The organism is Blastococcus sp. TF02-09 (assembly GCF_003319105.1).
Classification (GTDB): Bacteria; Actinomycetota; Actinomycetes; order Mycobacteriales; family Geodermatophilaceae; genus Blastococcus.
This window is the reverse complement of record NZ_QOHH01000015.1, coordinates 23,772-45,571: the sequence shown is the minus strand read 5'-3', so window position 1 is coordinate 45,571 and position 21,800 is coordinate 23,772. Positions and strand designations below refer to the sequence as shown.

The following is a 21,800-nucleotide window of genomic DNA, read 5'->3' as shown; positions in this document are numbered from 1 at the left end:
TGCGATGAGTGCTCGTGCTAACCGTAGATGCCCGAGGCGGGAATCCCGTCGCCCGCGGGTCAGTCACCCTCTCGCCGTCGGTCGCGGCGGTCTGCCCGGCGCAGGAGACGGCCAAGCGCGAGCCCGGCCGCAACCGCGGCGAAGAGGAGCCCGAGCGCCCATACCGCCCACTCCATGTAGCCATTCGAACGCCGATTCCCGAGTCGCTGCAACACCGAAAGAGTGGCGAACTGCTCGGTGGGTGTTGGGCGGAGCTGTCGCCCGGCGACGCTCAGCCCGCGCGCCGGCCCAACGCCCGGTAGCTCCAGCCGGCAGCGGTCCAGGCGTCACGATCGAGGGCGTTGCGACCGTCGAGCACCCGCTTCTGCGCTACGACCTCGCCGAAGGCGACGGGGTCGAGCTCGCGGTACTGCTTCCACTCGGTGAGTAGCAGCACCGCGTCGGCCCGGTGTGCGGCCTCTTCGGCCGTGTCGACGACGTCGAGCTGCGGCCAGCTGCGGCGGATGTTGCCCCCTGCCGCCGGATCGGTCACCTGCACGACCGCGCCCTGCAGCTGCAGCTGCGCGGCGACGTTCAGCGCCGGCGAATCGCGGATGTCGTCGCTGTCCGGCTTGAACGCCGCCCCCAGCACCGCCACCCGCTTGCCCAGCAGCGAGCCGTCGCAGACCTCCCGCGCCAGCTCCACCATGCGGATCCGGCGGCGCATGTTGATGTTGTCCACCTCACGCAGGAACGTCAGCGCCTGATCCGCGCCCAGCTCCCCGGCGCGGGCCATGAACGCCCGGATGTCCTTGGGCAGGCAGCCCCCGCCGAAGCCGAGCCCGGCGTTGAGGAACTTTCGCCCGATCCGGTCGTCGTAGCCGATGGCGTCGGCCAGCAGCTTCACATCTGCCCCGGTCGCCTCGCACAGCTCGGCCATCGCGTTGATGAACGAGATCTTGGTGGCCAGGAACGAGTTGGCCGCTGTCTTCACCATCTCGGCGGTGGCGTAGTCGCTCTCCACCTTCGGCGTTCCCCGCTCGACGATGCTCGCGTAGACCTCGTCGAGCAGCGCCCTCGCGGTAGCCCCGTCCTCGCCCGCAGGAAGCCCGTAGACGAGGCGGTCGGGCTGCAAGGTGTCCTGGACGGCAAAGCCCTCACGAAGAAACTCGGGGTTCCAGGCAAGAAGGGCGCCCGGGATCTTGCTGGTCACCAGCTCCGCCAATACTGCAGCGGTGCCGACCGGGACCGTGGACTTGCCCACGACGAGCTCGCCCGGACGGAGCACGCCCAGCAGCGACTCGACCGCGCCCTGGACGTAGCGCATGTCCGCCGCGTACTCCCCGCGTTTCTGCGGGGTGCCCACGCAGACGAAGTGGACCGACGAGCCCGCAGCATCGCCGAAGTCGGTGCTGAACCGCAGCCGCCCGGTTTCCAGCGTGCGGTCGAGCAACTCCTCGAAGCCGGGCTCGTAAAAGGGGGCCTTGGCCTGAGACAGCGACTCGATCTTGGGACCGTCGACGTCGATGCCCACGACGTCATGGCCAAGCTCGGCCATCGAGGCCGCGTGCACGGCACCGAGGTAGCCGCAGCCGATGACCGAGATCTTCATTCGTGCTCCGTTCGCGGATGACATGGTGCAAACGCAGGACTCAGCTCTGCGAAGTTTCACCGGACGGTAGAGCGTGCGCTCGCTACAAGGCCAGCCGGTGCAGACGGCGAGCGTGAACAGGCCCGGACAGAAGCCGGTTACGCAGGTCAATCAGGCTCGGTGCGTCACCCTCTTGGGGTGGCGAGGGGTCCCCTTTCGTAGGCCCGCCGCCGTACCGTAAGTCTCCTACCAGGGACGACGGGAGTCCGGCGTGAGCACCGAAGACGACGGCGAGCGCCACACGGGCGCCGAGCCCGAGGTCGATCGCGCAGCTGAGCATGCTGGCGAAGCCGCTGATGCATCCTTGAGTGAGCCGTCCCTATTCAACGACGAGCCGGCCGCTCCCCCACACCGGCTACGGACGCTGAAGCGGGTTCTGATCGCCGTCGGCACCCTGGCCATGGTCATCGCCTTGACTGTCGGCGGCGGCCTCTGGTTTCTCACCGAGCGCTGGGCGGGCAACATCGATCGGGTCGAGGACGTCTTCCAGGATCTCGACGCCGAGGCGCGTCCCGCTCCGGCCACCCCCGCCACCGGCAGCGGAGACCCGGTGACCATTCTGCTGGTCGGCTCGGACACGCGGAGCGAGGGCGAGCAGGGTGTGGATCCCGGGGGTCGCTCGGACGCGATCATGATCGCGCGCTTCTCCGCCGACCGCGAGCACGCCCAGCTGGTCTCCATCCCCCGCGACTCATGGGTGGACATCCCCGGACGCGGCCTCAACAAGATCAACGCGAGCTATGCGTTCGGGGGTCCGTCACTACTCATCGAGACCGTCGAGCAACTGACGCAGGTGCGTATCGATCACTATGTCGTCATCGACTTCGAGGGCCTGATTCAGGTCACCGACGACCTAGGCGGTGTCGACGTCGTGGTCGCCGAGACAACCACCAACGGGAACTCCACCTTCACCGCCGGCGTCAACCATCTCGACGGAGAGCAAGCTCGCGTCTACCTGGCGCAGCGCAAGAACCTGCCCGGTGGCGACTTCGACCGGGTCAAGCGGCAGCAGCAGTACCTCAAGGCGATGTTCAGCAAGCTCTTCACCGCCGATACGTTCACCGACCCTGGACGCCTCGACTCCGCCATGCGGACGGTCACCAGCGCGGTGACGATCGACGACAGCCTCAGCAACACCGACCTGTTGCGCTTGGCGTACTCCCTGCGCGGGCTGACCCCTGATGAGGTCGGGTACTTCACCGCACCCGTGCTGGGCACCGGGATGGAGGGGCCGGCCAGCGTGGTCTACCTGGACAACACCTCCGGTGAGCGCATGTGGGAGTACCTCCGCAGCGACTCACTGGCCCGCAACGCCGACGAGTTCAGCGACGAATCACTGCCCGACGTTCCGCGCTGACGGTGCCAGGCTCCATCCCACTGAAACGGCGGCGAGGACGAGCTCATCGACGCCGGCGGGCACCGCCGTTGTGATTAAGCCATGCCAGGTTCTTCTGAGGGGATGAGACGCCGCCTGGCGCCTGGTCGTCAGCCGCCCGCAGTCGCATCCTGCACAGCAGCCTCCGCGGACGCAGTCGTGCGCTCGCCTACCAGACGGCGGAGCAGCGGGAGCAGCGCGTCGACGATCAACTCGCCCGCATACTCGTGCACCTCGGGGGCCTGGTTGATCGGGTCCGGGACGTCGTCGTCCCCGCCCCTTTCCCGACGGGAGCGGGCATCGGCCAGCGCAGCGACCAGGTCGCGGGCGCGACCGGCGAAGTCGTCGCTCGGCTCGGCCGGCGACTCGTCGAGGAGGTCGACCAGGGCCGCTGCCTCGCGGAGCGTGAACGTTCGCGCGAGCGCGCGGGGGGCGAGGCCGAGGACGTGCCTGCGGTGCGACTGCGTCATTGTGAGGACGAGATCGGACACGGCCGGGTGCGCCGCAATGAGCTGGCGGGCCCGGAACTCGCCGGCTTCCACGCCGATCCCGCGCAGAGCGAGGGCGGTGTCGGGGTGCATCGCCGAGCCGACAACGGCTCGCGTGCCGGCGCTGGAGATGTCGAATGCATCGGCCTTCTCACCGAGGGCCTCACGCAGCCACTCGCGCCCGAGCCGCTGCGCGAACGCCGACCGGCAGATGTTGCCGGTGCAAACGAACAGGATCCGGAACGAAGGATCCTCTAGCGACGCGCTCACCTGACCAGTGTGAGCGGGCAAGAGGGTCGCGAGACCAGGCCCCAACCCGTCAGGGTGACCAGTGACGGGACGTTCCCTTCAGCAGATTGTGTCTGCGTGGCAGATAGTGATGAGGCCACGGCGCACCGTAGACATGTCTCATGACTTGGATGCTGCTCGCCGCAGCGTGGACGGGGCTGGCGGCCCCAGCCGGCTGGCTGATGGGTCGAGGCATGCGGCTCGCTGATCGCCGCGACGAGGCGATCCGGGCACAGACTTCCGCCCCTGACTTCATCCCTTCCGATGTCCTCCGGTCCGTCGCCGCCCAAGAGCTGCGGCCCAACTGAGGTCAACTGAGGCCGATGGCGCCCAGGCCGCAAGTACCAACATCGACGCTCTCCCAGTAGCGGTTGACCTCCGACTTCACATCCAGGCGATGAGCCCTGTAGGACCTTTCCAACCGAAGGCAACGGTCCCGAGCCCTGCTTCAAGGGCCATCCGTAGGCAGGATCTCTGGTTGACGTAACGGTGTGCCGCCAGTCGACAGTGTGAAATACTCTTTTCGCGGCATAGGCCGACGGCAAGCATCCGGCTTGGTCAGCAGTCCATCTGCTGCCCCCCGACCCCGCATCCAGGATATTGAATCGGGCATCTCATAAGAGACTCGACTTTTTACGACGCCGAAGGGACTGTTGCAGACCTTGCGCGTAGGGCTATTGACCAGCGTCGGCACAACATTAGATGCCTTCTTCCCCCCTCTAGTTGAGGAGTGGACGCGGCGCGGATATGCCGTTTTTCCTGCCAGCGGCACGTCCGCCGTCCTTGACGGCACGGCAGTGTTAGACGGAGTCACACGCCGACCCTCGCTCGCGGCGCTTCGGTCGAGACGAACACTGCAGGATTGGGTCGCAGACAATCACCTCGATATTGTGCTAACGAACACTGCCGTAGCCTCCACACTTGTCCGATCGGCGGTGACAACTGTCCCGATTGTCTACTTTTGCCACGGACTGCATTGGGCCTCCCGGCGCGACATGCGGTCGCGGATTGCTTGGGAGCCGATCGAACGAGGACTACTCCATCGAACTGCTGCAGCTATCGTCCTCAACAGTCATGACGAGGACTGGTTCTTAAGCCGCATGCCCCCCGAAAGAGTACTTCGCCTAAATGCCGGCGTCGGTGTGCCCTTGGCTGATTTCCCTCGCGCGAACCAGTTCCCGATCCCGCCGCTTCGTCTCGCGTGGGCCGGCGAGTTCAGCAAACGCAAGCGGCCCAGCGATGCGCTAGACGTCGTCGCCCATCTTCGATCAGAGTTCCCGCACGTTCGCTTGGACATGTACGGGACTGGATCCCTTCACGCGGATGTGCGCGAGGAGGTCGTCGACCGGAACTTGTCACACAACGTCGCGCTTCCCGGACGAGGAAACGTCGCACGACTGCTAGCTGAAAGTCACCTGCTTCTCCACACAGCGGCCTGGGAAGGGCTTGTACGAGTGGCGTTAGAAGCGGCCGCCGTAGGACGCTGGACGTACGGGTACCGGGTTAAGGGCGTCATCGACACCCCCGCGGCCAGGGTGGTCCCGTTTCGCGACACGCGAGGCCTTGCAGCGCTGATAGCCAACGATTATCGGACCGGGAAGCTGCACGACGTCCCGACCGAACGAAGCCAGCTAGCACCGCAGATCGCTGCGCGAGAGATCGGCCAGCTCTTGGAACGGCTTATCTAGACGAGGGCGGCCGACCAGTCGGAACCTTCAGAGGACTCCCAGCGGCGGCGCCGTCACCCGCCTGTCCGCCTGGCACGAACAGAGCGATAGAGAGCATCGTACCTTTCCACCGTTACTCTGATATCAAAGTTGGCCGAGAGACGCAGATAGCTGCGGCTCGACAGGTCTTCGTAAGCGTCCTGCGTGGCCGTCAACAACAGAGTCATGGCATGCGCTAAGGCCCCCGGGTTGCCGGCCGGCACAAGCTGGAATCGGTCAACGGTCAACTCCCCAGTGTCCCCGACGTCAGTCGTAACGACGGGCGTCCCCAGTGCTAAGGCCTCCAGGCCAGCCATCGGTAGAGCTTCGCCGTATCGACTGGAGATCACGAGCCCCTTGGCTGCGCGTAAGAGCGTTCCCACGTTATCGATCGGTCCGAGCGTTGATACTGCGTCTTCCAGTCTCCGCTCATTGATAAGTTTTCGCAGCTCATCGTTGGACTTGTCAACACCAAAGCCTGCGCAAACCAGCCGAGCCTCTGGTATGTCGGTCACCACCTCCCGGAACGCCTCTAGAAGCGTTTGAAAGTCCTTCATCGGGTGCCATCGGGCTAGGCTGACGAGCGTCGCCGGGCGGCGACTTTCGGCTTGCCTGGGCGGCACTACAACACCGTTTGTGATTACGTGAGTACGGCTCCGCGGGTAACCTCGTCCATGCATATACTGCAGAGCGCGAGGCGTGCAGGCCACGGCGGCATCGAAACGGTGCGCCAGAAGGCCTAACCCTGAGGCAAGCAGACGCGTCCGCGGCGGTTCTCCGAAGGAGAGCCCAGCGGTATGCACAGTCGTAACTTTGCCGGTGGTCCGCCTCGGTCGGGGAGCGAGACCGACCGCTAGGTCCGCCTGCACAAGGTGGGAGTGAATAACGTCAGGGTCCACCTCGCGACACGCCTCAGCTACCTTCCGAACGAGATCGTCGACACGCCACGAACTGCGATCGAGACCCAGATACGTCGTGCTAGCAAAATGTGGTTCCAGCCGCTCGGACAGGGCACCGGGCCCGAGCAGGACCACAAGATGCAGTTCCCACGCAGGATCGGGGTTAGCCCCCAGCTGTTCAAGGAGCGTCTGCGCGCCACCAGCATCGACGCCGTTGATTACGTGCAGAATCTTCATTGACTGATCCATAGCCCCGTCCCGGTCATTACGTCGTCGGCAAGAACATCGTCACTGCGAGCGCCACCGCGTCAGAAGGTCTCGTTGAAGCGCAACCAATACGCCCACTGCAGAACCGTGTAGGCCGCATAGATTACGCCGGGCAGACCGGACCAGCGACGATTGAGGCGGGCGATTGCCACGATCATGAACGGAAACAGCGCTACGAGGAATCTGGTGGAGTATCCCTGAAGAGGGATATTCACCGCAGCGACGGTCAGGACGGGAACGATAATGGCCGCATCAATGCGCCTCACGCTGTCGCGCCAGTCCACGAGTAGCCACACCAAGAGAAGGACCCAAAAGGACATAAAGAGTAGAGAGGATGTGTTTTCCGGATACTCGACACGGCGGTCACCCAGTGCATTGAGGATAGTCACGCGAAGAGGACCTGTCGCCAGGGCTACGACTGCCCCAGCGGTCATGAGCACCGCCGCCTGTCCGACCGCTGCTTTTTCAGTTCGAGGCTCATGGCGCAAGACGAACCGCGCTAGCGCGTAGAACGCCAGGAATAGAGGCATCGAGGAGTGAACCAGCACCGCGGCACCTGCTAATAGGACCCTCAGCCAGGTGAATCGAGTACCCAGGAGCAGGGCAATGCCCAGCAGAGAGATCGCTAGCGCTGATCTAGACTGCGAGAAGGCGAAATCGACCACGAGAGGATTAGCCAACAGACACAAGTACCAGACCGACGTGCGCTGCAGAATGGTCAGGGAGAAGACGAATAAGGTGAGCCACGCTACGCAGTTGAGTACCGTGTCGGGCGCCACTCCGAGGTCGCGCGTCAGCGCGGCGAGGAGCCAGCTCCAGAGAAACTCGTCGGTGTAATAGGACAGCCAGCTATCGTAAGGAAGGTAGTCGATCGGCAGGTTACGTCCGGCCATTTGCTCGAGGTAAGCGGTCCGGTCGATCATCGGGTACCCATACGTACGCAGCCAGATGTCTGGCCACGGGATCGCGATAAGGAGAAGAGCCACGGTCCCGGCCACGAAGGTTTGCGCTGGGACGCTCGTTAGTCGGATTCCCGGGCCCACGCCTGCAGGCTCGGTGTCCGTAGCAGTAGGCGGAGTCTGCATACCGTCTCGTCTACTCCCCCCGCAGCACGGCGAGGTACTGCGCCAAGATGACCTCGGGGTGAAAGTCTCCGGCTCGCCGGCGAACGTCTGGTCCGGTTCCATCAATGAGAGTTGCGTCGATGGCTGAGGCTAGCGCCTGCGCATCCCCCACGGGCACCAGTCGCCCCCATCGCCCACCGGCCAAGATCTCTGAGGGGCCCGTCTCGCAGTCGGTACTCACAACGGGCACGCCACACCCCATCGCTTGGATCAGGGAGTTGGGGAACCCCTCCCATTTGGAGCTCAGGACGTAAAGGGACGCCTTTGCCATATACGCAAACGGGTTTGGCTCCCAGCCAGCGAAGTCCACCTGGTCGCTGATATTTAGCTCTGCGGCCAGTCGCTCCAAGGCTGAGCGCTGGCTTCCCTCCCCCAGCACGACGAGGCGGAGTCCATCTCCAAGTTCGCTCAACGAGACGGCCCGAAGGAGAGTCTTATAGTCCTTCTGAGGCTCGAGCCGACCAACAGCAAGTACGGTCTTGCTGCCGTCGGGGGATGGCAGCCAAGGATGCTCGATCGACGCGCCGGCGAGCCGGTCGATTCGCTCGGTGTCCACCGGGTTATTTATGACGGCGATCTGAGCGCGCTTCACTCCATAGTGTTCGACCAACTGGTCGGCGATCCCCTCGGAAACCGCCACCACTGCGTCGGCACGCCGATAGAGTGCGCGCATCAAGAGACGGATGGCGCGAGACGTCAAGTTCGACTGAAGTTCGGCCTTTGGCGAGTTTCGTTCGCTCACCACCATTCGAATTTGCGATCCAGACAACGCTTTCGCGCTGAGAGCAATTACGTTTGCGTGGTTTAGCGCACTAATTAACACACCGGCGTCAGTGTCTCGTATGTATCTCGCCAGCGGCCGGAGGCTACCAACTACGCCAGACGCCCCGAGGTCGCACACGCGCACTTCTGGATCCAGATCCGCTAAATACGGACCGGTGCGCTGCGCCAGCACAAGATCAATTTCATACCCTTGGCGACAGAGGGCGTTTGCCAGGTCCGCGAATACTCGCTCAGCACCCCCGCCGCTAAGGGAGGGAAGAAAGATTGCAATACGTTGCACGGTATAGAGTTTCCAATATTCGATGCAGCTGCGATGGCCAAGGGCGAGTGATGCCGGTCAAGATCCCATGAGAAGTTTCCGCCCTGTTAGCCACAGGCGCGTGGAACCGAATAGGGCAACGACTGCGATGACAACCGCCGCTCCCGCCGCTCCGCCTATCAGAGCGCCAATGTAGGCCCCCATCAGTGTGAGGAGCGCGACGATCAGTGAGTTTCTCCCGACGTACTTCTCGAATCCCCGGGCTTGAAGGACCCCGGCTATAACCGGGCCCACGGCGACGGGCCCAATACGGAGTGATATAAGGATGAGCAGAATTCCTGCACCTGCATAGTCGGCTCCGAGGACCAAGGTGACCCCGCGCTCCGCGAATGGACCAAACGCTAGGGTCACTACACTAAGGAGCACCAAGCCAACGTACAGGTCGCGTATCAGCTTTGTCGCCTTTTCAGGACGCCAGCCCACGGCCGAAGGAACCAAGACAGGATTGATGCTGGCGGGGACGAGCCAAAACGGCGTTATGGCGCGGGATGCTGCTGCATAAAGGCCGGCAGCGTGTACGCCCGCAACTGCGGACAGGATAATCACGTCAAAGTTCCGCAACGAGCTGGCCCACAATGCCGACGCCATACCGAACTGCTGGCGGAGGATTTGACGGGTCGATGTGACCCGTCTCAACCGTTCAGTTTTCACAGTAAGGCGGCTGAGCGAAATGCTCACGATCGCTGATGCCACCTTCGCCAAGGAAAACGCTTCGAGCGCTCCCCAAGACATAGCCAGCAATACTAGATAGACCGTGAGCGCGACGACGCTTCGAGCCACGATCACGACAACAGCCGGCGCGGCACGTCGTTGGGCGTAAGACACCGCGAGACGGTTGTCGCTTACGTTGTCGGCGGACGCAGACAACCCGTTAGCCGCAATAGCCGCGGCTGGTTGCACCGAACCCCAGAGCGGGGCCGTCACGAGTGTGGTGAGTACGAAAGCGGCGGTGACGACAACCCTATTTGTGCGCATTGACGCAAGTGCGGTTTCTACGGATCCCTTCGCGTATTCGCGCGCAACGAATGTGGGCGTGTTCATCCCCGCGATCGGGAAGACGACCGCCTGGAGCGAGAAGAAGACCGCTAGTGTCCCAAACATGGCTGGCCCAACGTCGCGCGCCAAAAGGATCAACAAGGCCGCCTGACCGAGGGCGGCCGATCCTCTCGCGGCGCCGGAAGCCCCCACTTGGCGAAGCATGCCCGATCTGTTGCGTCTCCGCTCCGGACGAGTTGTCGTCATGTTCCGGGCGCCGTCCGACCGGTGAATTGGTTGTCGACCTCAATCAGCCCGCCAAGCGCTCGCTGGTCGCCGAGGTAGTAGCCGCTGTAGGGCCAGAAGGTCAGCTCTCCGAAGAAGACTTTTCCCCCGATGGAGAATAAATCCACGCGTACGAACTCGAAGTCCATCGAGAGAGCGGAGGCTACGGAAAGCATTTCTTGCCAGTTGCCTGGGAGGGGTCCGCCATCCTCATGTGCGTTGGTCGGATCTACATGAAGGGCGGCGCTGCTGCCTGACGCGTCAAATGTCGCCTCCTTCAATGTGCCCTCGAATCGCCCCCAAAGTTTCTGGACAAGTTTCACTTCACCGCGCACGCAGAAGAATTTGTAGTCGGCAGGGGGAACCGTACCGTTGCCGATCATCTCCTCAACTAGCACTCGCGCGCGGACGTCGCGATAGGCCCATTCCGCGCCGACTGTCCCGTACCGCCGCCTCTGAGCGCGTGTAATCGCTGTCCGGGCGCGAAGAATCGAATGTGGATCATCAGACGTGACAATGACTGTGCTGCCGGAATCGTGCGCCGTTTTGACCACGAAGGGAGCGCGGAGGGCACTCGGATCGAGCCGCGACCACCTCTCAGCAGTGTCCCTAAGTGGAATCAGGTATTGGGGTCCGATTCGGTTGGCGACCCACTCGCGAACAGCAACTTTATCGACCAGCTTGGCCATGCCGGCTTGTCGCGCGAACAGTTTGAGCCATTGAATCTTGTCGTTAAAGTCTCGAGGCGCCTGCAAGTTTGGGTAGCGCCCCAGACGAGACGCCATGAAATGGTGGATCTCAATATAATCAAGAAGGTGCGGGCGCAAGCGCAAGGGGAGGCAACGCCTATCCCTCCCCCACTTCGAGAGAATTTGCAGGGTACGTGCCGGATTGCGTGCCGTCCTGATAGCCACGAGGCCGACCATCGATCGGCGGGCTAGGACGGCCGTCCAATACCGCATTCGTTCCGCTACGCCGCCCACGCCGCGCCTTCCTGCCGAAGCGGATATATCGGAATGCAAGGTCTAGCGCTCAAGACGGGTCACTCCTCCCGAAAACCAGCGCAGTAGTTGTTGTACCAATTCACAAACTCTCGAACTCCCTGACTCAGGGGAGTGCGAGGCGCTCGGCCGATGAGTGCTTCGAGAAGTGCGGGCTCTGCATACGTCTCAACCATGTCGCCAGTCTGCATCGGCAAGAGATTCGCCCGCGCCTTCTGCCCGAGCGAATCCTCAATTGCAGCAATAAAGTCCATTAGTCCAACTGGGTTACCGCCGCCGATGTTCACCGAACGGAAAGGGGCCACCGCGCTAAGTGAGTCCAGCTGACTCACCGGACGCCCAAGGGCCGGTGGCCGATCGAGCAGCCCCACGATCCCGTCCACCAGATCGTCGATGTATGTGAAATCGCGGCGCATCTCGCCGTTGCCGTACACGTCGATGGCCCGCCCATGCTGAATGGCGTCGACGAACTTGAATAGAGCCATGTCGGGACGCCCCCAGGGGCCGTAGACCGTGAAGAAGCGAAAGGCTGTTGTTGGCAACTGGTGAAGCGATGAATACGAGTGAGCCAGATCCTCCCCGGCTTTCTTGGTGGCCGCGTACAGCGATATGGGGGCGTCGGTTCGATCGGTCTCCGCGAACGGAACCTTCTGATTGCCACCATAGACGGACGAGGTGGAAGCCATCAAAAGGTGCTTAGGCTTGGCCTGCCTAGCCGCCTCCAGGACGGTGAACGTGCCAAGGACGTTTGACTCAATATAGGCGGCTGGGTTCTCCAGGCTATAGCGCACGCCGGCTTGGGCTGCGAGGTGGACTATCGCGTCAGGTTGAAAACGCAATATCAGCGCAACGATTTCGTCCCTATGCTCCAGCATTCGTTCTTCGTGCGTGAAGTTTTCTGTGCGCCGAAGTTGAGCAAGTCTGTCGCGCTTCAATTGCGGATCGTAGTAGTCCGTCATTCCGTCGATCCCGAGGACGACGTTGCCTTGGTTTAGCAGTCTCTGAGCCAAGTGGAAGCCTATGAATCCAGCGTGCCCGGTCACCACAGTTCTTGCCACTGATGTCCTCCGTATCGCATTAGGCATGCACAGCGTGTGCGCGTTGAGTTCGCGCCGTTCGCTACGTGTCCGACGTCCAATAGGTGGGTCTAGACCGAGGCGCCGCGCTCGGCAAGCTGACCTTCGGCCCATGCGGCACCGCACAGGGCCGGCTTTTCCTTTGCCCTTGGATGACATCTCTGCGGTCGGAATGTTCCGGCCCGCTAAGCTGAGCGGCGGTAGAAGGCATGCAGTTTTCGTTCACCGGGCGGGCACCCCCTTGACCGTAAGTCCGGGGGGGACGTCACGTGTCACACAGGCGGCCGCCCCTACTAGAGCACCCCCTCCCACGGTCACGCCTTGCAGGACGACCGCTGCAGCCCCCACCAGGGTGCCGCGGCCGATATGGCACTCACCGCTGATGACGGCACCTGGATTGACCGACACGTAGTCCTCGAGCACCGCATCATGACCGACCGTTGCGTTCGGATTGAGGTGCACAGATTGTCCGATCGAAACGTTCGTGGACACCTGAACGCCAGCGCAGACGACCGAGCCGTAACCGATGCTGGTATTTGAACCTATCCCCGCTGCCGGATGAGCAAGAGGCGGCGACTCTAGGCCTGCTGCGGTAAAGAGATCGTCCAGCTTCGCCCGCACAGCTGGATTCCCAACTCCGAGTACGTAGGAGCCGCCGTACAGCCGACCTGCCAGGGCCTCCGCGATGGTCCCGAGGTATGGGACGCCACGGCTTGCTAAGCGGCTCAGATTCACTTCGCTTGGCGCGTCATCCAGCACCCCGCGGACGTCGAATCTGGGTCGCGAGTCGCCCGCGTTCACTGCCTCGACGACGTCCAGGGCCTCTCTGCCGAAGCCTCCCGCTCCGATGACTACCAAGGGGGTCGGGGCGGTCATCCGGCGCCTCGCCGATCTCCCTGGAAGACAGGCATCGTCTCGACACCTGGTGCGGAGATCCCTGTGCGACGCAGGACCGCCGTGACCGTGGCCCATAGAACCCGCATGTCCATGAGAGGGCTGATCCGATCTACGTACTCGACGTCGGCGGCGAACTTTTCTTCCCACGTCAAGGCATTGCGACCGCGCACCTGAGCCAGGCCGGTCACCCCCGGACGCACCTCGTGCCGCCGGTACTGCTCGGTCGTGTAGCGCTCGAGGTACTCGATGAGCAGCGGCCGGGGGCCCACCAGACTCATGTCTCCCCGCAGCACGTTCCAGAGCGTCGGCAACTCGTCGAGACTCGTGCTCCTCAGCCAGCGTCCAAGAGACGTCAGTCGCTCCGCGTCGTTGGCGACGCTGTCCGAGCTGCCGAGACTACGCATCGTCCGGAACTTGACCAGGTCGAACGGTTCGCCGTGCCGTCCCGGTCTCTGTTGCCTGAACAGGACCGGGGAGCCGAGATCCCGCCGAACAGCGACCGCCACCGCGGCCATCACCGGTGCGCCCACGGCCAGGGCGACACCCGAGACCACCACGTCGAAGGCCCGCTTGACGGGCAGGTATGCCGAGGTGCGCGTCATGCGCCCAGGAACTTTCGGACTGTCGCCACGACCCGATCGACATCCTTGGGCTTCAGGGCGGAGCCGCTCGGGAGCGTGAGGCCCGTCGCGAAAACATGGTCCGACTCGCCGCTGAGGAAGGAACGCGCGCCCGCGAAGACAGGCTGCTGGTGCATCGGCTTCCAGATTGGTCGGGACTCGATATCAACCGCGTCCAGGGCCTTCCGCAGGTCGTCGGCCGACCAGCCGGCTTCCATCGGCTCGATGCAGACCGCAGTGAGCCAGCAGTTGTCCGCCTCCTCGCCGGGGTGCTGAAAGACGGTGACGCCGGGCTGCCCGGCAAACAGGTCCACGTACTGCTGTCGTAGCGCTCGCCGGCGGCCGATCATCTCGTCGAGCCGCTCCAGCTGGGCCAGCCCCAGGGCGGCGAGGACGTTGCTGAGCCGGTAGTTGTAGCCGATCTCGGTGTGCTCGTAGTGCACGGTTGGCTGGCGCGCCTGGGTGCTGAGGTAGCGGATCCGGTCGGCAGTGGCGGCGTCATCGGTGAGGAGCATGCCGCCGCCGCTGGTTGTCATGATCTTGTTGCCGTTGAACGACAGGGCTGCCATCTGGCCGAACGAGCCCGCGGGCCGGCCCTCGTGGCTCGACCCGAGCGATTCAGCGGCGTCCGACACGACCGGCACTCCGTAGCGCTCACAGATCGGCAGGATCCGCGTGTAGTCCGCGCAGCGTCCAAGCAGATCCACTGGCACGACGGCGGCCACAAACACGCCCTCGCCCTGCAACTGACGCAGGGCGCTCTCGAGCAGGTGGGGGTCGAGGTTGCCGGACTTCGACTCGCAGTCGACGAACACCGGCTCGGCGCCGGTGTAGACGACGGCGTTCGCCGTCGCGGCGAAGGTCAGCGCCGGAACGAGCACGACCGTGCCCGCGCAGGCACCGACCTCGAGCAGCGCCAGATGCAGCGCCGCCGTCCCCGAGGAGAGCGCCACCGCGTGCTGGCGTCCGCAGCGCTCAGCGATGACCGCCTCGAAGGCTTCGACCATCGGCCCGAGCGGAGCGATCCAGCCCGACCGCACGGCCTCGACGACCATCTCCTCCTCGAGTGGGCCGACGTCGGGCGGCGAGAGCAGCACCCGGCCTAGAGCCCGGTCCGTCGTCACTGCTGCCCCGCTGACTGGACGAGCCGGGTCTCGATGGCATCCACCTGCAAGATCGCCTCCAGCGGCGGAAAGGGACGCTCAAGCCAGGCCTGGAGATCGCCCTCGACAGCAGGCACAGGAACGTGGCTGATGAGTGGGTGCACCGGCCGGCTGTCCAGCTCCTCGCGGCCGAACAGCTCCTCGTGCAGCTTCTCTCCCGGCCGTAGCCCGGTGTACCGGATCTCGATCGGGCGGCCCTCCATGGCGATGAGCTGCGTGGCCACGTCCGCGATTCGCACGGGCTCGCCCATGTCCAGGACAAGCGCTTCCCCACCGGTGCCGATAGCGCCGGCTTGGATGACCAATTCGACGGCCTCGGGGATGGTCATGAAGAACCGCGTCACGTCGGGGTCGGTAACAGTGACCGGGCCGCCCCGCGCGATTTGTGCGGCGAAGGTTTCCAGCACCGAGCCCCGGCTCCCCAGGACGTTCCCGAAGCGGACCGAGAGGAACCGGCCCTCGCTCCGCCGCGCGTAGGTGGCCGTCAGTCGCTCAGCCATCCGCTTGGTGCGGCCCAGCACGTTCACCGGATCGGCGGCCTTGTCCGTCGAGATGTTGATGAAGTGCCGCGCGCCGACAGCGACCGCTGCGTCGAGCACGTTGCGGGTGCCCAGCACGTTAGTCTTCCAACCCTCACCCGGGTACTGCTCGAGCATGTTGACATGCTTGAGCGCGGCGGCATGGAAAATGACGTCCGGCATACGCCGCAGGAACAGCTCGCGCAGCGCCTCGGCGTCGCGGATGTCTGCCAAGATGACTTCGGGCAAGTGCAGCTGCGCCTCGCCGTGGATGCTCAGGCTTACTGCGTGCAGGGCCGACTCGTCGCGGTCAAGCATCATCAGTTCGGCTGGACCGAACCGGTGGATCTGGCGGCACAGCTCCGAACCGATCGAGCCTCCGGCGCCGGTGACCAGCACGCGCTTGCCCTTGAGGTAGCCCGCGATCTCGCCGATGTTCGTGTCGATCTGGTGCCGACCGAGCAGGTCGGCGATGTCGATGTCGCGGATGTCGCGGATGCCGATGCGGCTGGTCAGGAGATCGGACAGCGTGGGCAGCACCTTGACCGTGAGTCCGGCGTCGGTGGCCCGCTGCGAGAGATCGCGCACCAGCGCCGAGTCCGCAGACGGCAAGGCCAGCACCAGGACCTCGGCGTTCATGGCGATGGCTGCGGCACCGATCTGGTCACGGCCGCCCAGCATGCGGACGCCCCGGATCCGCGCATGCCGCTTGGCCGGGTCGTCGTCCAGAAGACCGACCGGCACGTAGGGGCTCGCCGGGTCGCCGAGCATGGATCGGATCAGTTGGTCGCCCGCGTTGCCCGCGCCGAAAACGAGCGTCGGCTGGCCCTCGCGTGGCCGCACTGCCCCTTCCCGCTGGCTGCGGATCGCGAGCCGGTACGTGGCCATCACGACAAGGGCGACGATTGAGCCAATCAGCGGCACCGAAAGCGGTACCAGCCGAGGCAAGCCCGCGGCCAGAGCGACACCAAAGGCGACGAGCCCGGCCGTTGCCACCGCGGCCGCGAGCGCCTTGAACTCGTCCACGCCGCCCACCGCGTACCGCCCCTGGTGCAGCCGCAGAGCGAAGGAGACGAGGACGAGTGCAAGCCCCCCGACCGCAGTGACGGTGAGCAGACCGGCGAAACGAACCCGGTCGAGGTCGCCGTCGTACCTGGCTGCCACCACCAGGACGAACCCGGCCTGCAGCGAGAACAGGTCGGCCACCACCATCGCGAGGCGCGCGAGCTTGAAGAAGGCGCCAGATCGCGGCATCACCGTGTGCGTCTCCAGTCCGGGTTCAGGCCGACAGCACACCGGCGGGGACGAGCGGGGATGTCAGGACAACGGACCGGCGTGGCTCGGGTGACGGTGGCGTCGGTCGCACTGGAGCGGCTCAGGACGATGCACCCCCGCCAGACCCGTGCTGAGACGGAGGCGGCTCGACAGCCCTGGCCCGCCGACGTGCGGCTCGCCCTCTCGGCTCCGCCACGGACATACGCCCGGCGTCGGGCGCATAGCCGTACCCGTAGCCATAGCCGCGGGCGATGGCGGCCGACTGCGGCACCCGGTTGAGCACGACGCCCAGCAGCCTCGCGTCGATCCTGGCCAGCACGCTGGACGCCTCCGCGAGCTGCTCCCGCCGGGTCACGCCGTGGCGCGTGGTGATTAGGCAGCCGTCGGCGGCGACGCTCAGCACGGCTGCGTCCGTCACCGGCAGCAAGGGCGGCGTGTCGATGACGACAAAGTCGTGCTCCTGGCGGAGCTCCTCCAGCAGGGCGCGCATGTGCTCCGAGCCGAGGAGCTCGCTGGGATTGGGAGGCATCGGTCCGGCCGCGAGCACCGACAGCTTTCCATCACCCCACGGCTGCGTTACCTCGGCGAGGTCCGCAGTGCCGGCCAGGACGTTGGTTAGGCCGGCACCGCTGACCAACCCCATGTATCGGGTCACCCGGGGCCGGCGCAGGTCCGCCTCCACCAGGATCACCCGGCTGCCCGACTGCGCAAGCGCCGTCCCGAGGTTCACCGCCAGCGTCGACTTGCCCTCACCCGGCACGGAGCTGGTGACGACGATGACCTTCGGCGGGCTGTCGACATTGAGGAACTGCAGGTTCGTGCGGATGGCGCGAAACGACTCAGAGGACAACGAGTGTCCATCACGCGCGGTGACGACGTGCTCGTCGTCGAGCTTCGGGTCCTCGAGCACAGTGCCGATCACGCCCGCCCCGGTGAGCGTCTGCACGTCGTCGCCCGTCTTCACCGTGTTGTCGAGCCGGCTGCGCAGCAGGGTGAGACCCAGCCCGATCAGGAGACCCAGCACGCCACCGAGGGCAAGGTTCCGGTTCATCGCGGGGCTGACCGGTTCCGGGTTGACCTCGGCCTGCTCGGTGGTGGTTACCCGGACGGCGGTGACGTCGGCTTCCAGTTCGGTCACCCGCTCGCTGAAACGTCGCCCCATCGCCGCAGCGATGGCTTGGGCGCGCTCCGCGGACGTGTCGGTGACCGTGACCTGGACGACGACCGATTCGGGCAGAACCTCGGCCGAGACCTTGTCGGCCACCTGCCCAGGCGTCAGGTCGAGGTCTAGTTCGTCGACGACCTCGCCGGCGAGAGACTTACCGGTGAGCAACGGAACGTAGGAGGTCACTCGCTGCTGGGAGAAGAGGTTGCCCGCCTGAGCCGCGGAAGTGTCCGTCGAGCCGGCCACGGCGACGAACAGTTGTGTTGACGACGAGTAGAGCGGCGTGGTCAGCCAGCTGAGCAGTCCCGCCGCCGCAAGGCCGACCAGCAGCCCGGTGACGAGCCACCACCAGCCAGAACGCACCGCCTGCAGCACGTCCTTTAGATCCAACTGGAGCCCCCGCTCAAGAAGCAGACCGTTCCGATCGTCCGGTCCGCGCACCGCCTGGACGTCACAGCGCGTCACGAGGCAGGTGTGAGAGTAATGGGACTGGGCAGTGTTTGAAAGGCACACTTCTTGGTTCATCACGCTGCGTGATGACTCAGATCGCTTCATCGGGCGATAGACCGTCGAGCCGTCATCCTGCGTTAGATAAACGTGACGCACGGCCACGAGATGGGCCGGAACGCAAGTCAGCGCAACCTGCGCAAACCCGCGAATGCCGTGCTCAGCGGCACGTTCCGTCCCACAGTTCGCCCGATCACTCCATTGATTAAGACCGTTGGAGGCAACAAAGTTCGTGCCGAGCCTTGGACAGGCGAGTGAGCGTTCGAACCCGCCAACCCGGCCCGAAGCTCCTATCCGGGCAGGCCTCACCGGTGCTGTCCGAGACCTGTACCGGCTGGGCGTCGGCGTAGGCCCGGGGCTTTCCCGGTGGCGGAGCACCCCAGCTCATCGACTCCTGCGGGCCTCCGCGGGCAGCCGCCGTCGACGAGGCCGTCGAGTCAGTGGAGGCTCTGCTAGTCGCCCCTCCGCCCCCGCGGCTGAGCCCGGGAGAACGTTCCCGCGGGCCTGGTTTCCGAACCTCGTAGCCCTGCTCGCCGCCGCCGCCGCGATCGCTACCGACATGGCGGTCGCCATCACGCTTGCCGTCGTCCAGGACTGCGACGAACTCGCGACGACGGCACCGCGGTGTTAGCCGCCAGCACGCCGGGATGACTGGCCGGCGACCCCCTGGGTCGGCCGCCCCTTCTTAGGACGGCGGCGACAAGAATCCGTCTTGGATGGCCCTCACGTAGAGGTCCAGTCGGGTCGGAGCATCTCGCCCGACCTCCCGATACTTGGCTCGGATGCGGCGCAGGTGCGTCTTGAACGTCTCTGCATTCATCCCGGCTCGGCGCGCGGCTACCTCGAGCAGTTCGTTACCAGACGAGTAGGCGATGAGAACCTGCAGCTGCCGCGGTGCGAAATACGGTCTGCGCAGCTCCGCCAGCGGCGGCGAACTAGGAGCGTCGATGCACACGTCGACGCTCGACATGGCCTTCAGGACCGTCAGCGACCGAGGCGTGTCCGACCAGCCCGTCACTTCGACGCCGGCGACCTGGGCGAGCAGGCCGGCCAGTCGTTGTCGCTGCTCCTCGTCTCCGCCGACGAGGGTCACTCTCATCGGGGTGTCGTCCGCCGTCGGCGTTGTCGGCATTGAGTGGGCGGGCGACCGGCCGTCTCGCAGTGGGCAACCGCCAAGTCGGTCCGGGCACTGTGGCATCAGCTCTCCATGAGAAGTGGGACGGCCTCGCGGGGTCAGGGCAGAGGCAGCACCCGGGATCGCTCGGCGGCAACTCCACTGAAGTGGCGCCAGGCAGGCTGCGGCAAGGCAGGTTCAGCGCTAGCCACCGCAGGTTGGCGCATGCGTCACGACGCACTCGCGCGCAACCAGTCCAGAAAAGCGCAATGTCGTGCGATAAATACCCCACCTTCGGGACGACGGAGCACGGGGATTGCGATGACGGACACGGCGGACGTTGCAGGTTCGACGGTGGTGCCGGGGGATGCCTTCGTCGCCCAGGTCAACTGGTTGGTGGCGGTCACCGGTGGCAAGGAGCAGCTGGCCCAGCGCAGCGGGGGGCTGGTCAGCGTCCGCACCCTGGACAACTGGACAGCAGGGAACTACCCCCGCACCAAGGTCACCGGCGCGGTGCGCGAGCTGGACATGTGGGCACGGACGCAGCTGCCCGGCTATCCGACGGCGGCCGGCGTCCCCTCCCTCATCGAGTCCTGCGGTCCCGCGAGCCGGAACGGTGGCCCAGTCGTCGCCGACGAGGTCATCCGACCTGTCCCTGACGAGCCGACCGCTCCCCCAAGCCGGCGCTGGCGCCGGTGGGCGCTGATGGCCGCCGCCCAGCTGTCCGTCATTGGCGCCGCCGTGCTGGTAACCCTGCTCGTCGTCGACGAGGAGGAAAGCGCGGCTGCTCCCGACGGGACTGCGGCCGCCAACGAGCTCGTCAACCTGCCGCTGCCGAGCACCGGCGACGGACGGCTGCGGCAGGAGGAAGCCGGGAGCATCGGCGCCAACACCTACGCCGACCCGCGCACGCTCGAGGGCGGCGGACCCGCCATCCCGCCGAACACCGTCCTAGAGGTGCGGTGCCGCTACTACGCGCCCAGCGTCCCGAGCGTCACCCCTGACGGGTTCTGGTACCTGATCGAGACGGCGGAGTGGAACGGCCTGTGGTCCCCTGCGAACAGCTTCATGAACGGCGATGTACCAGGCGGGCCGTACATCCACAACACCGACTTCGACGTCCCCGTCTGCGAGTGACAATGCCCGCCTTGATCGGCGGAAGCTGACGTCCGCGTAGCGCCACGAGCGGACGCTAATAGCACGAGAGGCGGCGCAGAACATCCCCTGCCGTGTACCTCGGACACGTGACGCGCTCAGCCGCACCCAGTGCGTTCCAGCCCTTTTCGCTCGGCGCATCCGTTCTTACTGTTGACCACGCCGCACGGGGGATTCTGCTCGCAGCAATCAGGAAGATTTGCTTGACGCACCACTGCTGAGAATCGGTCGACCGTTCGGCTCTCGAAGACGGTCGTCGGCCTGCGTGGTCGATGGCTCGAGCGATCCAGGGAGTCACGGTGTCCATCAGCATCCACGACGCGAGCGTGCTGCAGTCCTTCGAAGAGGTCGTACCGCGCGCGGCTGCGCACGCCGAGAGCTACCTGCGGGCCGTCGCGCAGGGGGTGCAGGAGTACGAGCCCCCGGTCAGCATGGCCATCGACACGCTCCACTCTGGCGGCTTCCGCGCGCAGCAGATCCAGTGCCTCGTCGTCGAGCCGACGGAACCGCGACTCCGCCCCTTCAAGACGGCGCACTATGCCGTGCCATCCGGGGGCAGCCTTCGCGTCGGCTGGCACCTCGTCGGCAGGGAACGCGCGGGTGGCCGCCAGATCGGCATCCTCAGTTTCGGCGCCCCCTCCGACCTGGAGGTCGACGAGGTCATGTCGATCGTCCAGATCGTGCACACCTACGCAGTCGTGCCGGCGATCCAGCAACTCGCCGACAGCGTCCAGTACGGCAATCAGCAGTCCGGCGGCTTCTTCGGGGTGTGACCCCACCGCATTCCACGAAAGGAACGAGCGATGACCGCGGTTCTCGGTTTCATCAGTGGGGTCTACCTCTGGGGAGCCCTCCTCATCGCCTGGCCATATTTCTGGTTCAAGCGCACCAACCGTTCGATGTCGCCTTTCGAGCGGCGACTGCGCGCGATGATTCTCGGATTCGGGTGGCCCTATTTCGTGTATCGCCACTTCGCGGGCCGCTCGGCCGCCGCGGCGGCCGAGGACGAGCGCCAGGCCGCCGCCGACCGGATCATCGGCGGCTCTGGGGGGCCGGCGCAGCGCATCCCGGCACCGGCCGACCCGGCCCAGCAGGTCGCTCCGCCGACCGCCACCGGCTCCCCGAGCTCTCGGATCAGCAACCCGTTCGACAACGTGTGAGCGGAATGTC

At 65.1% G+C, this 21,800-nt stretch carries 19 protein-coding genes; 5 read left to right on the top strand and 14 right to left on the bottom strand.

The genetic code is table 11. The annotated features are described in order from the left end of the window. Positions 1-271 precede the first annotated feature (271 nt). A complete protein-coding gene (locus tag DQ239_RS18675) occupies positions 272-1,591 on the bottom strand; it encodes a UDP-glucose/GDP-mannose dehydrogenase family protein (RefSeq protein WP_113835921.1) in 1,320 nt (439 codons plus the stop codon). 250 nt (positions 1,592-1,841) lie between these two features. Between DQ239_RS18675 and DQ239_RS18670 the strand changes: the two genes are divergently transcribed. After that, a complete protein-coding gene (locus DQ239_RS18670; protein WP_233489485.1) occupies positions 1,842-2,987 on the top strand; it encodes an LCP family protein in 1,146 nt (381 codons plus the stop codon). A gap of 128 nt (positions 2,988-3,115) precedes the next feature. Here DQ239_RS18670 and DQ239_RS18665 read toward each other — a convergent pair whose 3' ends face one another. Both DQ239_RS18665 and DQ239_RS21095 read right to left on the bottom strand, forming a co-directional pair. Further along, complete coding sequence (locus tag DQ239_RS18665; protein ID WP_199583169.1) at positions 3,116-3,763, bottom strand: hypothetical protein; 648 nt, start codon at positions 3,761-3,763, stop codon at positions 3,116-3,118. A gap of 1,759 nt (positions 3,764-5,522) precedes the next feature. Next, a complete protein-coding gene (locus DQ239_RS21095) occupies positions 5,523-6,167 on the bottom strand; it encodes a glycosyltransferase (protein ID WP_255411262.1) in 645 nt (214 codons plus the stop codon). A 198-nt stretch (positions 6,168-6,365) separates the two neighbouring features. Here DQ239_RS21095 and DQ239_RS21090 point away from each other — a divergent pair, with 198 nt between their 5' ends. Further along, positions 6,366-6,626 carry a hypothetical protein gene (locus DQ239_RS21090; protein WP_233489483.1) on the top strand — a complete coding sequence of 87 codons (261 nt, stop codon included), beginning with the start codon at positions 6,366-6,368 and terminating at the stop codon, positions 6,624-6,626. 68 nt (positions 6,627-6,694) lie between these two features. Here the strand turns inward: DQ239_RS21090 and DQ239_RS18645 are convergent, their stop codons facing one another. From DQ239_RS18645 to DQ239_RS18600, 11 genes are all read right to left on the bottom strand, one after another. Beyond that, positions 6,695-7,576 carry a hypothetical protein gene (locus tag DQ239_RS18645; protein ID WP_147252170.1) on the bottom strand — a complete coding sequence of 294 codons (882 nt, stop codon included), beginning with the start codon at positions 7,574-7,576 and terminating at the stop codon, positions 6,695-6,697. 172 nt (positions 7,577-7,748) lie between these two features. Next, complete coding sequence (locus DQ239_RS18640; RefSeq protein ID WP_199583167.1) at positions 7,749-8,840, bottom strand: glycosyltransferase; 1,092 nt, start codon at positions 8,838-8,840, stop codon at positions 7,749-7,751. Positions 8,841-8,897: 57 nt separating this feature from the next. Beyond that, positions 8,898-10,067 carry a hypothetical protein gene (locus DQ239_RS20175; protein ID WP_147252169.1) on the bottom strand — a complete coding sequence of 390 codons (1,170 nt, stop codon included), beginning with the start codon at positions 10,065-10,067 and terminating at the stop codon, positions 8,898-8,900. 50 nt (positions 10,068-10,117) lie between these two features. After that, the gene (locus tag DQ239_RS18635; RefSeq protein ID WP_158544898.1) at positions 10,118-11,065 is read right to left on the bottom strand and encodes an ATP-grasp fold amidoligase family protein; all 948 of its coding nucleotides are present in this window, start codon (positions 11,063-11,065) and stop codon (positions 10,118-10,120) included. A gap of 116 nt (positions 11,066-11,181) precedes the next feature. Continuing rightward, positions 11,182-12,225, bottom strand: coding sequence for an NAD-dependent epimerase/dehydratase family protein (locus DQ239_RS18630; protein WP_113835915.1), 1,044 nt, complete (start codon positions 12,223-12,225; stop codon positions 11,182-11,184). A 213-nt stretch (positions 12,226-12,438) separates the two neighbouring features. Next, entirely contained in the window at positions 12,439-13,092 is a 654-nt protein-coding gene (locus tag DQ239_RS18625; protein ID WP_113835914.1) for a NeuD/PglB/VioB family sugar acetyltransferase, read from the bottom strand. Beyond that, entirely contained in the window at positions 13,089-13,715 is a 627-nt protein-coding gene (locus DQ239_RS18620) for a sugar transferase (RefSeq protein WP_113835913.1), read from the bottom strand. Before DQ239_RS18620 ends, DQ239_RS18625 begins: the two co-directional genes overlap by 4 nt. Further along, positions 13,712-14,830 carry an aminotransferase class I/II-fold pyridoxal phosphate-dependent enzyme gene (locus tag DQ239_RS18615; protein ID WP_233489482.1) on the bottom strand — a complete coding sequence of 373 codons (1,119 nt, stop codon included), beginning with the start codon at positions 14,828-14,830 and terminating at the stop codon, positions 13,712-13,714. Before DQ239_RS18615 ends, DQ239_RS18620 begins: the two co-directional genes overlap by 4 nt. Positions 14,831-14,853: 23 nt before the next feature. Further along, a complete protein-coding gene (locus tag DQ239_RS18610) occupies positions 14,854-16,668 on the bottom strand; it encodes a nucleoside-diphosphate sugar epimerase/dehydratase (protein WP_113835959.1) in 1,815 nt (604 codons plus the stop codon). Positions 16,669-16,789: 121 nt separating this feature from the next. Next, a complete protein-coding gene (locus tag DQ239_RS18605; RefSeq protein ID WP_113835912.1) occupies positions 16,790-18,409 on the bottom strand; it encodes a polysaccharide biosynthesis tyrosine autokinase in 1,620 nt (539 codons plus the stop codon). A gap of 637 nt (positions 18,410-19,046) precedes the next feature. Continuing rightward, a complete protein-coding gene (locus DQ239_RS18600) occupies positions 19,047-19,454 on the bottom strand; it encodes a helix-turn-helix transcriptional regulator (RefSeq protein ID WP_147252167.1) in 408 nt (135 codons plus the stop codon). Between the two features lie 342 nt (positions 19,455-19,796). On the opposite strand from DQ239_RS18600, the gene DQ239_RS18595 reads away from it, so the two are divergent. The 3 genes from DQ239_RS18595 (at position 19,797) to DQ239_RS18585 (ending at position 21,790) form a co-directional block, all read left to right on the top strand. Beyond that, positions 19,797-20,612, top strand: coding sequence for a hypothetical protein (locus tag DQ239_RS18595; RefSeq protein WP_147252166.1), 816 nt, complete (start codon positions 19,797-19,799; stop codon positions 20,610-20,612). 317 nt (positions 20,613-20,929) lie between these two features. After that, the gene (locus tag DQ239_RS18590; protein ID WP_113835909.1) at positions 20,930-21,403 is read left to right on the top strand and encodes a hypothetical protein; all 474 of its coding nucleotides are present in this window, start codon (positions 20,930-20,932) and stop codon (positions 21,401-21,403) included. Positions 21,404-21,433: 30 nt separating this feature from the next. After that, positions 21,434-21,790: a hypothetical protein gene (locus DQ239_RS18585; RefSeq protein ID WP_113835908.1), complete on the top strand. Its 357-nt coding sequence runs from the start codon at positions 21,434-21,436 to the stop codon at positions 21,788-21,790. Positions 21,791-21,800: the final 10 nt, after the last annotated feature.